Source organism: Citrobacter sp. JGM124 (assembly GCF_018257795.1).
Lineage (GTDB): Bacteria > Pseudomonadota > Gammaproteobacteria > Enterobacterales > Enterobacteriaceae > JGM124.
This window is the reverse complement of the sequence record NZ_JAERJD010000007.1, coordinates 205,017-218,747: the sequence shown is the minus strand read 5'-3', so window position 1 is coordinate 218,747 and position 13,731 is coordinate 205,017. Positions and strand designations below refer to the sequence as shown.

11 protein-coding genes and 1 pseudogene are annotated in these 13,731 nt (G+C 45.2%); 9 read left to right on the top strand and 3 right to left on the bottom strand.

Translation table 11 applies throughout. The annotated features are described in order from the left end of the window. The first annotated feature begins 175 nt into the window (after window positions 1-175). The 8 genes from ndk to der all read left to right on the top strand — a co-directional run bounded on the left by ndk (window position 176) and on the right by der (window position 9,379). A complete protein-coding gene (gene ndk, locus JK154_RS11735; RefSeq protein WP_211992718.1) occupies window positions 176-607 on the top strand; it encodes a nucleoside-diphosphate kinase in 432 nt (143 codons plus the stop codon). 172 nt (window positions 608-779) lie between these two features. After that, window positions 780-1,943 (top strand): bifunctional tRNA (adenosine(37)-C2)-methyltransferase TrmG/ribosomal RNA large subunit methyltransferase RlmN, encoded by a 1,164-nt coding sequence (locus JK154_RS11730; protein WP_211992717.1) that lies wholly within the window; start codon window positions 780-782, stop codon window positions 1,941-1,943. A 426-nt stretch (window positions 1,944-2,369) separates the two neighbouring features. Next, entirely contained in the window at window positions 2,370-3,371 is a 1,002-nt protein-coding gene (gene rodZ / locus JK154_RS11725) for a cytoskeleton protein RodZ (protein ID WP_211992716.1), read from the top strand. A gap of 38 nt (window positions 3,372-3,409) precedes the next feature. Continuing rightward, window positions 3,410-4,531: a flavodoxin-dependent (E)-4-hydroxy-3-methylbut-2-enyl-diphosphate synthase gene (ispG, locus tag JK154_RS11720; protein WP_211992715.1), complete on the top strand. Its 1,122-nt coding sequence runs from the start codon at window positions 3,410-3,412 to the stop codon at window positions 4,529-4,531. Window positions 4,532-4,645: 114 nt separating this feature from the next. Continuing rightward, window positions 4,646-5,920, top strand: a complete 1,275-nt coding sequence (gene hisS, locus JK154_RS11715) for a histidine--tRNA ligase (protein WP_211992714.1) — start codon at window positions 4,646-4,648, stop codon at window positions 5,918-5,920. Window positions 5,921-5,955: 35 nt separating this feature from the next. Then, a complete protein-coding gene (locus JK154_RS11710) occupies window positions 5,956-6,576 on the top strand; it encodes a YfgM family protein (RefSeq protein WP_211992713.1) in 621 nt (206 codons plus the stop codon). A gap of 10 nt (window positions 6,577-6,586) precedes the next feature. Next, window positions 6,587-7,768, top strand: a complete 1,182-nt coding sequence (bamB, locus tag JK154_RS11705) for an outer membrane protein assembly factor BamB (protein WP_211992712.1) — start codon at window positions 6,587-6,589, stop codon at window positions 7,766-7,768. 120 nt (window positions 7,769-7,888) lie between these two features. Next, window positions 7,889-9,379: a ribosome biogenesis GTPase Der gene (der, locus tag JK154_RS11700; protein ID WP_211992711.1), complete on the top strand. Its 1,491-nt coding sequence runs from the start codon at window positions 7,889-7,891 to the stop codon at window positions 9,377-9,379. An 82-nt stretch (window positions 9,380-9,461) separates the two neighbouring features. Here der and JK154_RS11695 read toward each other — a convergent pair. Both JK154_RS11695 and JK154_RS11690 read right to left on the bottom strand, forming a co-directional pair. Then, a pseudogene (locus JK154_RS11695) lies at window positions 9,462-10,621 on the bottom strand (IS3 family transposase). Window positions 10,622-10,878: 257 nt separating this feature from the next. Then, window positions 10,879-12,081, bottom strand: coding sequence for an aspartyl protease family protein (locus JK154_RS11690; protein ID WP_211992710.1), 1,203 nt, complete (start codon window positions 12,079-12,081; stop codon window positions 10,879-10,881). Window positions 12,082-12,395: 314 nt separating this feature from the next. On the opposite strand from JK154_RS11690, the gene JK154_RS11685 reads away from it, so the two are divergent. Further along, window positions 12,396-12,617, top strand: a complete 222-nt coding sequence (locus JK154_RS11685) for a zinc ribbon domain-containing protein (protein ID WP_211992709.1) — start codon at window positions 12,396-12,398, stop codon at window positions 12,615-12,617. A 119-nt stretch (window positions 12,618-12,736) separates the two neighbouring features. Here JK154_RS11685 and JK154_RS11680 read toward each other — a convergent pair whose 3' ends face one another. Beyond that, complete coding sequence (locus tag JK154_RS11680; RefSeq protein WP_211992708.1) at window positions 12,737-13,564, bottom strand: hypothetical protein; 828 nt, start codon at window positions 13,562-13,564, stop codon at window positions 12,737-12,739. Between the last annotated feature and the right edge of the window lie 167 nt (window positions 13,565-13,731).

The window sequence follows — 13,731 nt, the reverse complement described above, 5'->3', positions numbered from 1 at the left end:
TGGAACTACGTCAACTAATTGAATTGCAGGTAGATGAGCTAAGGTGCTATTCGGTTTGAGTCAGCCCGTTCAGGCGGGTGAACTTTCATCGGTACAGACAGCACTTGAATTTTTCTGATTGGGGTTTAACTGTGATAAGTAACCGGTAATTAAAAGCACATTGACAGAGGTAATCATGGCTATTGAACGCACATTCTCCATCATCAAACCCAATGCGGTAGCAAAAAACGTTATTGGTAACATCTACTTCCGCTTTGAATCTGCTGGTTTCAAAATTGTTGGAACAAAAATGCTGCATCTGAGTGTGGAGCAGGCTCGTGGCTTCTATGCTGAACACGAAGGCAGACCTTTCTTTGATGGTCTGGTTGAATTTATGACCTCTGGTCCAATCGTTGTCAGTGTTCTGGAAGGCGAAAATGCTGTCCAGCGTCATCGTGATTTGCTGGGAGCAACTAACCCGGAAAATGCACTGGCAGGCACTTTACGTGCAGACTATGCTGACAGCTTTACTGAAAACGGTACTCATGGTTCGGACTCTGTTGAGTCAGCAGCCCGTGAAATTGCTTACTTCTTTGCTGAAAATGAAGTATGCCCACGTACTCGTTAAGTTAGAATAACTGTTAAGCGAGCTTACATTTTATTTTATATTGTTCGCTTTCAGTCATGGCATACGTGCCAGAGAATTTGTACAATACAACGCCCCGGAAGAGCCTGCTCACCGGGGCGTCTTTTTTAACCCACCTGGGGCCATAACGTGTAATAACGAGGCCGGAAAAATTATGTCTGAAATGAATGTGCCTGAAACTTCATCTGTTTGTGCCGTTAGCCAACCTGAAAAAATTAATCTACTTGACTTGAATCGTCAGCAAATGCGCGAGTTTTTTGCCGGGCTGGGTGAAAAACCATTCCGTGCTGATCAAGTCATGAAGTGGATGTATCACTACTGCAGCGATGATTTTGATGAGATGACCGACATCAACAAAGTGCTGCGCACTAAGTTGAAAGAAGTTGCCGTGATCCGTGCCCCTGAGGTAGCGGAAGAACAGCGTTCTTCGGACGGCACCATTAAATGGGCGATTAAGATCGCAGATCAACTGGTGGAAACGGTTTATATTCCAGAGGCTGATCGTGCAACCTTGTGTGTATCTTCCCAAGTAGGCTGTGCCCTGGAGTGCAAATTTTGCTCAACAGCACAGCAAGGCTTTAACCGTAACCTGCGAGTCTCAGAGATAATCGGCCAGGTGTGGCGTGCAGCCAAAATTATTGGTGCCCAGAAAAAAACCGGTATACGCCCTATCACCAACGTTGTGATGATGGGGATGGGGGAACCTCTGCTGAACCTCAATAACGTGGTCCCTGCGATGGAAATCATGCTGGATGACTTTGGTTTTGGGTTGTCCAAACGTCGTGTGACGCTTTCCACTTCTGGTGTGGTTCCTGCCCTGGATAAACTGGGCGATATGATCGATGTGGCATTGGCGATTTCGCTTCACGCTCCTACCGATGCGATTCGTGATGAAATCATGCCCATCAACAAAAAGTACAATATCGAGACCTTCCTGAGCGCAGTACGTCGCTATCTGGAAAAGTCTAATGCTAATCAGGGACGCGTCACGATAGAGTATGTTTTATTAGATCATGTTAATGATGGCACAGAGCATGCACACCAATTGGCAGAATGCCTGAAAGATACGCCATGTAAGATAAACTTGATTCCATGGAACCCGTTCCCAGGAGCCCCTTATGGGCGTAGTTCCAACAGCCGTATCGATCGTTTCTCGAAAGTGCTGATGAGCTATGGTTTTACCACCATCGTGCGCAAAACTCGCGGGGACGACATTGATGCAGCCTGTGGCCAGCTGGCTGGTGAAGTGATTGACCGCACGAAGCGTACTTTACGTAAGCGTATGCAGGGTGAGGCTATCGCTGTTAAAGCGGTTTGATAGCATGGGGCCTTGTATCAGTTTACAGGCCCGAACGAAGTGTATATCCATCAGGTTAGCCACCACTCAAGGGGGGCTAACCTGTGTCACGTAACAAGACGTGAATACCGTGAATAATTACGGTGCGTTTCTGTTTGCTTTAAGGCAGTATGTAGCGATGCTACAAGTGTCTAGTTGCCTGAATTTAGTAACGTTAGGCGAGTGACTAATGATAAACAACCAGCATTGACTCCTCACGGCGTTAAATGGTTTATAAAGAGAGCTAAATAGGTAAGAGACTGCCTATTTTTTGCAGGGTTTTATTGTTGAGCATCTTTCTTCAGGTAGCGGATTTTTCGCGGTACGAGTTAACCTGACGTGATAAAAACGTTGTGTAACAGACTTGTGCCTAATTATTTAATTGAACAGCACCCGTAATCGTAGCTAATGAATACTGAAGCCACTCAAGAGTCAAATGCAGCACAAACGACGGGCGAACGTTTGCGTCTTGCCCGCGAGCAAATGGGCCTTAGCCAGCAAGCCGTAGCTGAACGCCTGTGTCTTAAAGTTTCCACAGTACGGAATATCGAGGAGAACAACACTCCTGAGGATTTAGCGTCGACCTTCCTGCGTGGTTACATTCGCTCTTATGCCCGCCTGGTTCGTATCCCGGAAGAAGAACTGCTGCCTATGATGGCAAAACAGACCCCTATCCGGGACAGTAAAGTGGAAGCGATGCAAAGCTATTCACTGGGTAAACGTCGTAAGAAGCGCGATGGCTGGTTGATGAGTTTCACTTGGCTGATTTTGCTTATCGTCCTCGGGCTGACCGGAGCCTGGTGGTGGCAAAATCATAAAGCACAGCAAGCTGAGATCACCCGCATGGATGATCAATCTTCCAGTGAGCTTTCAGCTACTCAGGATGAGCATATTCTGGATCTCAATAATGGGGATAACCTGGCGCCGGATCGTGAAACTACGGCGTCGGCACCGTCGGTGCCGGTGCAGCCCGAAGTGACAGCCTCGACCAATAGCATAGCGCCAGGGGAAAATACCGCAGCCAGTAATGTGCCACCGCAATCAGATGCTGCCGTCTCCCAAAGTCAAACTTCAGTTGATAATCTGCAATCTCCAGGGAGTACTGCAGCGCCGGAGGCTTCCTTACCAACAACCCAGGCTGACGTCACCCCCGCTGCAAGCTCTGCAGATGCCCTGAATATGGTATTTAGCAGTGACTGTTGGTTGGAAGTCACCGATGCCGCAGGCAAGAAGTTATTTAGCGGCTTAAAGCGTAAAGGTGAAACACTTGATTTAGCTGGTCACCCATCCTACAAATTAAAGATCGGGGCGCCAGCAGCAGTAGAGATCAAATTCCAGGGTAATCCTGTTGATCTGAGTCGTTTTATTCGAACTAACCAGGTTGCTCGTCTGACGGTGAGTGCTGAATAAGCATCACCGTTTATGATGCGTAATTGTGGAGATTTATCATGCATAATGCCGCACCCATCCAACGCCGGAAATCGACCCGAATTTATGTCGGGAATGTCCCGATTGGCGATGGTGCACCGATAGCCGTGCAGTCTATGACTAATACGCGCACCACTGATGTGGAAGCGACGGTTAATCAAATCAAAGCGTTAGAACGTGTTGGCGCGGATATTGTTCGCGTATCCGTCCCTACCATGGACGCCGCTGAAGCCTTTAAGATCATCAAACAGCAAGTCAATATTCCCTTGGTTGCTGACATTCACTTTGATTACCGAATTGCTTTAAAAGTTGCGGAATATGGGGTTGACTGCCTGCGCATCAACCCTGGTAATATCGGCAGCGAAGCACGTATTCGTAGTGTGGTCGATTGTGCCCGAGACAAAAACATTCCGATTCGTATTGGTGTCAATGCCGGTTCTTTAGAGAAAGACTTGCAGGAAAAGTATGGCGAGCCAACCCCGCAGGCCCTGCTTGAGTCAGCGATGCGCCATGTTGATCATCTTGATCGTCTGAACTTTGATCAATTCAAAGTGAGTGTAAAAGCGTCAGACGTATTTTTGGCTGTGGAGTCGTACCGCTTACTGGCAAAACAGATCAATCAGCCACTTCATTTAGGGATCACTGAGGCTGGTGGTGCGCGGGCGGGGGCGGTAAAGTCAGCCATTGGTTTAGGCTTATTGCTCTCAGAAGGGATCGGCGACACGTTGCGTATTTCTCTGGCGGCCGATCCAGTGGAAGAGATCAAAGTCGGTTTCGACATTTTGAAATCACTTCGCATCCGCTCACGTGGGATCAACTTTATTGCTTGCCCGACCTGCTCACGTCAGGAATTTGATGTTATTGGCACCGTCAATGCGCTTGAACAGCGTCTTGAAGATATCATCACGCCAATGGACGTTTCGATCATCGGCTGTGTGGTTAATGGCCCAGGTGAAGCGCTGGTTTCCACGCTGGGGGTCACAGGGGGCAATAAAAAAAGTGGCTTCTATGAGGACGGCGTGCGTCAAAAACAACGTATGGACAATGACGATATGATTACGCAGCTTGAAGCGCGTATTCGTGCCAAAGCCAGTATGTTAGATGAAACACAGCGTATTCAGATTCAACAGCTGGAAAAATAATACGAAGCATGGGAAGCACCGGGCTTCCCGTGTATGATTGAGCTCGTGGGACAAGTTACCCGGTTAAATCGCCTGAAAGCGGGTTCATTTTTTGTAGATAAATAGAGAAAAAACGTGGCAAAAAATATTCAAGCCATTCGCGGTATGAACGATTATTTACCTGCTGATACCGCCCTCTGGCAGCGTATTGAAGGACGCCTTAAGCAAGTACTGGCAAATTATGGTTACAGCGAAATTCGTTTACCGATTGTAGAGCAGACCGCACTTTTCAAACGTGCTATCGGTGAAGTGACCGATGTCGTTGAAAAAGAGATGTACACCTTTGATGACCGCAATGGCGATAGTCTGACGCTGCGTCCAGAAGGCACTGCAGGTTGTGTACGTGCGGGGATCGAACATGGTCTGCTGTACAATCAGGAACAACGCTTGTGGTATATGGGCCCTATGTTCCGCCACGAACGTCCCCAGAAAGGACGTTACCGTCAGTTTAATCAGCTAGGCGTTGAGGTATTTGGTCTTAATGGCCCGGATATTGATGCAGAGCTTATCATGCTGACTGCACGCTGGTGGCGCGCACTGGGTATCAGTGAATACGTTGCTCTGGAACTGAACTCTATTGGTTCGCTGGATGCCCGTGCTCGTTACCGTGACGCACTGGTTGCGTTCCTTGAGCTCCATCAGGAAAAACTGGACGAAGACTGTAAACGCCGGATGTACAGTAATCCACTCCGAGTACTGGACTCGAAAAACCCGGATGTTCAGCTGCTGTTAAACGATGCTCCGCAGCTGGGAGACTATCTGGATGACGAATCTCGGGAACATTTTTCCGGATTGTGCCAGTATCTTGATGCCGCAGGTATTCGTTACACTGTTAACCAGCGCCTGGTTCGCGGCCTGGACTACTATAATCGCACGGTGTTTGAGTGGGTCACGACCCATTTAGGGTCTCAGGGAACCGTGTGTGCGGGTGGGCGTTATGATGGCCTGGTGGAACAACTTGGTGGCCGTGGTACGCCAGCCGTTGGTTTTGCAATGGGGCTTGAACGCCTTGTTTTACTGGTTCAGGAAATCAATCCGGAATTTAAAGCAGAATCTGTTGTCGATATTTACCTGGTCTCATCCGGTCAGGGAACGCAGGTGGCAGCTATGCTGCTGGCTGAAAAGCTGCGTGAGCAGCTACCTTCCGTTAAGCTCATGACGAACTACGGCGGTGGTAACTTTAAAAAGCAGCTCACTCGTGCTGATAAATGGGGTGCTCGTGTGGCCCTGGTGCTGGGTGAGGATGAGGTTGCTAAGGGTGAGGTTGTGGTTAAGGATCTTCGCACAGGCGAGCAGCAAACCATTTCACAACAAGATGTTGATGCTCGATTGGTGGCGATACTGGGCTAATCACCAGGTAATTACTCGTTAAGGAGAAAGGCTGCGTGGAAGTATTTGAGAACGAAAACGACCAGGTTGAAGCGGTAAAGCGCTTTTTTGCCGAGAATGGTAAAGCGCTGATCGTGGGTGTTGTTCTGGGGATTGGTGCATTAGTTGGCTGGCGTTTCTGGGGTAATCATCAGGCGGAAAATGCCAGTGCTGCCTCGTTGGCTTATCAAACTATTAGCAGTAAGGTTCAGGCCGATAAGCCAGAGACACTGGAAGCATTACAAGCATTTGCTGGTGAAAACAAAGGTATCTACGGATCACTGGCATCTCTTGAACTGGCTCAACAGTATGCAGATAAAAATGAGCTAGAAAAAGCGGCTACACAGCTAGAAAGTGGCCTTGGGAATACAAAAGATGTGAATTTGCAGGCGCTGATTGATCTGCGCCTGGCACGTGTTCAGATTCAGCAAAAACAATCCGATGCAGCGCTGAAAACCCTTGATAACATTAAAGGGGAAAGCTGGGCGGCACTGGTTGCTGATTTACGTGGTGAAGCATTACTCAGTAAAGGCGACAAACAAGGTGCACGTGATGCCTGGAGTCAGGGTTTGCTGACAAAGTCATCACCGGCGCTGATCGAAATGCTCCAGATCAAAATCAACAATTTGTCCAGCTAAGAGGGAACCGATGCAATTGCGTAAACTACTCGTACCAGGGCTGATTTCCCTGACGTTGCTCAGCGGCTGTTCCCTGTTTGGCGGCGAAGAAGACGTGGTAAAAATGTCTCCGCTGCCAACAGTTGAAAATCAGTTTACCCCGAACAAAATCTGGCAGACTTCTGTCGGTAATGGAATCGGTGATTTTTACTCAAATCTCCACCCTACATGGCAGGGTGATAGAATCTATGCCGCAGATCGTCGTGGCCTGGTTAAGGCATTAAATGCCGCCGATGGCAAAGAAATTTGGCAGGTTTCACTGGCAGAGAAAACGGGATTTTTTTCCAGTAATCTTCCCGCATTACTCTCTGGCGGCCTGACGGTCGAAGGTGGTCATATTTTTGTCGGTACTGAAAAGGCGAAGGTATATGCCTTGGATACCAATGACGGCAGCGTAGCCTGGGAGACGACAGTCGCGGGTGAAGCTCTTTCTCGCCCGGTTGTCAGTGATGGGTTAGTACTTATTCACACAGGTAACGGACAGCTGCAGGCACTGGATGAAACCAGTGGTGTTATTAAATGGACTGTTAACCTTGATATGCCTGCTTTATCACTACGTGGTGAGTCAGCGCCAGCAGTAGCCTTTGGTGCGGCAGTGGTCGGTGGGGATAATGGCCGGGTTAGCGCAGTACTGATGCAACAAGGTCAGTTAATCTGGCAACAACGCATCTCTAAAGCAGCGGGTACCACTGAAATCGACCGTTTGAGCGATGTGGATACGACACCGGTTGTCGTTAATGGTGTGGTGTATGCGTTAGCTTATAATGGCAATTTTGCCGCGCTGGATTTACGTTCAGGCCAGATTTTGTGGCAGCGTGAATTAGGCTCTGTGCTTGATTTTATTATCGACAATAACCACATTTATCTGGTTGATCAGAACGATCGTATTCTGTCGCTGACTACCGATGGCGGGGTCACGGTCTGGACGCAGAGTGATCTGTTACACCGTGGACTGACTTATCCGGTTCTGTATGATGGTTACTTGGTCGTTGGCGATAGTGAAGGCTACATGCACTGGGTTAATACCAGTGACGGTCGCTTTGTTGCTCAACAAAAAGTCGACAGCTCCGGTTTTCAGACTCAACCTGTTGTTGCCAGTGACAAACTGCTTATCCAGGCAAAAGACGGTACTTTATACGCCATTGAGCGTTAAATCTGTCGGATAAACATATAGGTTTGAAACGGTTCCCTTACCAGGGAGCCGTTTTGGTTTTTTTGCAAACAGTCTATTGATACTGTTTGATCATCTGTTTTGTGTAATGAGGCTTTTATAATGGTACCTGTGGTCGCGCTGGTTGGGCGCCCTAATGTCGGTAAATCTACTCTGTTTAACCGCTTAACGCGTACTCGTGACGCCTTGGTAGCAGATTTTCCAGGGCTGACTCGCGATCGCAAGTATGGTCGTGCAGAAATAGAAGGCCGTGAATTTATCTGTATTGATACCGGTGGTATTGATGGCACAGAAGATGGCGTGGAAACGCGTATGGCGGAACAATCGCTGCTGGCTATCGAAGAGGCTGATGTCGTCTTGTTTATGGTGGATGCCCGTGCAGGACTGATGCCTGCTGACGAGGCGATTGCCAAGCACTTACGCGCACGCCAGAAAGCCACTTTCCTGGTCGCGAACAAGACGGATGGTCTTGATCCTGACCAGGCTGTTATCGATTTCTATTCACTGGGGTTGGGGGAAATTCATGCTATTGCTGCTTCCCATGGCCGTGGTGTCACTACGTTACTGGAACATGTTCTGGTTCCATGGATGGACGATGTTGTCCCCCAGGAAGAAGTGGACGAAGACGCCGCTTATTGGGCTGCGTTTAATGCCAAAAATGGCATAATCGATGAAGATATTCTGGAAGAAGAGGAAGAAGAACCCTTTAATCCACAAGATCTGCCAATCAAACTGGCTATTGTCGGTCGCCCTAATGTCGGTAAATCTACACTGACAAACCGTATTCTTGGTGAAGATCGTGTGGTTGTCTACGATATGCCAGGCACGACGCGTGACAGTATCTACATTCCAATGGAACGTGACGAGCGTGAGTACGTTCTTATTGATACCGCCGGGGTTCGTAAGCGGGGCAAAATTACCGAAACGGTAGAAAAATTTTCGGTGATTAAAACCTTGCAAGCCATCGAAGATGCCAACGTTGTATTATTGGTTATTGATGCTCGTGAAGGTATCTCAGATCAGGATCTGTCGTTATTAGGCTTTATCCTGAATAGCGGACGTTCACTGGTTATTGTGGTTAATAAATGGGATGGTTTGAGTCAGGAGATCAAAGAGCAGGTTAAAGAGACGCTCGACTTCCGTCTCGGGTTCATTGACTTTGCCCGTGTCCATTTTATTTCTGCTTTGTATGGTAGTGGTGTTGGTAATCTGTTTGATTCAGTACGTGAAGCTTATGACAGTTCTACCCGTCGTGTCAGTACGGCTTTATTAACACGTATTATGAACATGGCCACAGAAGACCATCAACCACCACTGGTACGTGGCCGGCGGGTTAAACTCAAATATGCCCATGCAGGGGGATATAACCCACCAATCGTGGTTATTCATGGTAACCAGGTTAAAGACCTTCCTGATTCTTATAAACGCTATTTGATGAATTACTTCCGTAAATCACTGGAAGTCATGGGTACGCCTATCCGGATTCAGTTTAAAGAGGGGGACAACCCCTTTGCTAACAAGCGTAACTTGTTAACGCCTAACCAGTTGCGTAAACGTAAGCGTTTGATCAGTCATATTAAGAAAAGCAAATAAGCTATCAGTACCATTCACTGAATAGCAGAAAAATACCGAAGCCCGCTAACCACGGGCTTTTTTGTTATTATGGGTGTAGTGGTCAACAAAAACTGGCCACGGCTTTAGAGTTTTTCCAGAACAATCGTTCTGATTCATTCGGCGTCAAACTACCACTATATTGATGGGGTCTAAGCTGGCTGTAATATCCTGTGATGTAATTCGTTATTGCCGTGTTGGCTTCGCTAAAATTCGCGTAGCCATTATCCGGTACCCACTCTGTTTTCAGGCTTCTGAAGAACTGTTCCATTGGGCTGTTATCCCAGCAATTTTCCCGGTGACTCAGACTTTGCTTATCTGATATTTCCACAGTAACTGACTGAAATTCCTGCTGGTATAGTGACTGCCTTGATCCGAGTGATACAGTAAATTAGCTGGTTTTCCCCGTGACTCCCAGGCCATCGACAGGGCTTTACCTGTCAGTGCTGAATCAGGGAAAAATGACATCGCCCAGCCAACCGGTTTACGGGAAAACAAATCGAGTACAGCAGCCAGATAAGCCCAGCGTTTTCCCGTCCAGATATAAGTCACATCACCGCACCAGGCCTGATTAGGCTCGGTAACGGCAAACTGGCGATCCAGATAATTGAGATCTCAATGTATTCCTTAGACGCCTTCTTATAACGATGGCCAGGTTGCTGACAGCTGATAATATTGAGCACTTTCATCAGCTTTGTTGCCTGCCAGCGGCTCAGTTTTATACCTTTGGTGGTGACCATCGCGGCAATGCTCCGCGCTCCTGCTTCGCGATAAACCTCACGCACAAGGCTCAGTAATACCACTCTCGTGGCGTCAGGCTTCCTGGGCTGCCGCCAGTATTTATAACTGCTGCGATGAACCCCCAACACGTTGCAGACAACGGCAACAGGAAACCGCGCCCTGAGTTTCTCAACTAATGAGAATTGTTCAGAGAGTCTGACATCAAGAGCGCGGTAGCCTTTTTAATATATCCCTTTCCATTTCAACGCGTTGAAGTCTCTTCTTTAGCTCGCGTATTTCAATCTGCTCAGGTGTCATGGGTGAAGCAGTGGGTGATTTTCCCGCTCGCTCTTCTTTCAGTTGTCGAACCCATTTGTCCATCGTGGATTTGCCGACATTCATTGCAGTGGCAGCGGCGGCAACGATGTAGTGCTGATCGAGTACAAGCTGGGCAGCTTCGAGGCGAAACTCGGGGCTAAAATTACGTCTGTTACGTCCGGTCATAATGTCACCTGTTGTGACTGTTAGGTGATGATATCACCTCTATCCAGGTGGCCAAATTCAGTGTGCCACTACATGTGCGCACGTTTGCTTTTCGTGTACACAAAATGATTATGTGGCTTTTAAAATGATTTAAAAACAATAAGTAATCCTCTTATTTACTCTCCACATTAAAAAAGAAAAATAAGCCTCTGGGGGCGTGTATTCAATCCCTTTATAATAAAAAGTCCGCTAATAAAGCGGACTTTTTATTATAAATATTAAAGTGATAATTCTATCTTTTCTGAGTTACGCTGAATGGTGAGTTTCAGTTCTCCTCGTGGGGTGTTTGATAACAGGTCTCGTACATTATCAATCTTCTCTGGTGGGTAATATTTATCATTCGCTTTTAGTATAATGTCTTTATTCATTAGACCTTCAGAGGCGATATCATCATCAGAATTATAGAATACTTCAATTTGCTGATTAATATAACGGATGGATATTGCACGCACCGGTTTAATGTTCTTTTTCTCCAGGTTTGTGGCATTGTAGCAAAACATCATTCGTGTCGGAATAAAAGCATATTGCTCAAAGCGAGAAAGAAAATCCATGCCAACAGAAAACTGCTGGTTTTTATTTTCACTGACAATGAATTCACCCAGTGGCAATGAATCGAATGTTAAATTATGAAATATAAATTTAGTGTTATGCAATAGACCATTGGCACCTGCACTAATACTATCATCAATAGCCTGTAAATCTTCTTTGTGATTATTTTTTAAATAATTAATTGCATCCTGAGGTAGTGTGCTGAGATCACTGCCTGTATCAATGAGGAAGCCCATATCAGAAATATGATTATAATTAAAGAATATTTCTGGCATGCTGTTCTGATGATCGCTATAACCCAGACATTCATGATATGAAAAAGAGGACGGTGCATTTTTTGTGATCGTCAGGCGGTGTGTAGCATTATTCACTTGCCATGAATATCGTCTGAATACGGGAATACCGATAATACCATCAATATCAACACCTGTGGCTTCAGCAAGTAAAGAAAGATCCATTGATATCCAAACTTCATCATCCTGAATCTCATGTGTTCCTATGGAATAGTGTGTTGGTTTTAAAAATCTATTTCTGTTGAGTGTAAAAGGGCCACTTGCGGAACTTATAAGTTCGAAGTTTCGTTTGTAATTAGCAGGGAGTTCGGAATAGGGATAAGGTTGTGATATTTCACTGGCTATCCTTTCATTAATAATATTAACACTTGAGCCTGTGTCAACCAGGAAATTATATTTTTTGTTTTTGATAGTGACAGGAATGATAAGGTTTTTATTTATTCCGACATCGAGAATAATTTCCTGTGATGCTGGGTGAGCATTATTGTTTTTGTCAGAGATGGACTGGTGACAGGCACTTATCCCTATTAGACTGAGTATGAGCAGAACTGTTTTATTTTTTTTAGCCAGGATATACATTGGTTACCTACTTGGTAAATGATTAATAATTATTAATAGTTGATGCCGTATTAATAGAGTATCGGTCAGTACCAGGATAGAGAACGAATATTGAATAAGCATCCAATATTCGCTCATTTATATTGAGATATAACGCCGGTATTCATTTTGATATATGTTTAATGGGGTGGGGGGGCAACCCGGATAAACGCCTGGCTACCTTATACCTTTCCCATCAGCGAGTAAAATTTTCACAGAGTATGTTCTTTTTATTTTAAAAAATGTTGATACTATAAAAGTGAAGAGTTTTATATCTATATGTTCAGGAGGTCTTAATGTCTGTTACCTGTCCGATTTGTCATGGAGATGTCACTCAGACTGACACGGGAGTACATTGCGAGCATTGTCATCAGAATTTTACCCTGGAGGCAGACTGCCCGGATTGTGGCCAGGCGTTAGAGGTCCTTAAAGCCTGTGGTGCCGTCGACTATTTTTGTCGTAATGGGCATGGGCTTATCTCTAAAAAACGGGTTGTGTTTGTGCCGACAGTAACGTAGTGATACCCCAGCCATTGTATCATCAGGTTTATGTATAGTGTCATCTCCTGTGGCGATGACACTATCACTGTAGTTATTTATCAGTCATTGTTAAGATAAAAATCGTAATACTAAATTCTTTAGAAGACGTTTTTTTCTTTGGCGATACTTTTTGCCAGATTGCCTACTGCGATAAGTTTTTTATAGCATAACTTTATTTCATCAATAGTTGATTCATCGGTATTTCGCGGGGGATGGGTGTTCCATATTTGTATCAAACTTGCTGCATAGCTGGCTATTATATATTTGTGTGATGCCTTTGTTCTGTCAAAGGATATTTGAAATGCCTCGAAAAGTAACTTCGCAGGGAATTTGTCTTCTGCATGATAGTCGATGATTTTCATATCCAGACCTATGTTAAAAGATAATAAATACCTTGTTCTGTCCAGTTCTACATCATAGAAAAAGAATTTACATCCAGTGTATCCCTGAATAAACCTTGTTATATCCAAAAAAACATCTTTTTTTTGTTCATTAATATTTAGATTTGTTTTGAAGTTAAGGTAATAAATTCTTTTGTTTCTGGACAAATACTTGACTTCAAGAGAGTTCAGTGCCTGAAAAACATACAGGTCATTATGTATTTTTTCTTTTAAATGACGGCATTGGTTATCTTCAAGCATGGCCTCGCTTGTTACTTTGAACGATCCCTTACAGTCTCCATTGGCTAATGTATTTTGTAACTGCTCAAATGAGTATAAATTATCTCTAAATACAGTGCAGGTTGCACGCAGACTGGCATAATCCCTGGCATTAAGATTAGATGCTATCTTACGATGAATTATGACAGGGCAGTTAAATAAACCTATTATATTTTCTTTAATATTAAAAGATGATTTTATAAGTAAAGATTTTTTTAATAATGGAGGTGTTCTGTTTTCTGCTGAATAAAGTATGGGGTTAATCATTTCACCGTATTTCCTAATTGATTTTTTGAACGGTATTTATACGCTAATAAAAGAATAAGTGATTTCTAAAAACGAATCACCAGAAGGTCGGGAATGTATTTATATTTTTATGTAATCTGGATTTGGAGTTTTTTATTATATTAATTTCTATATTTGGAGTGGCATTG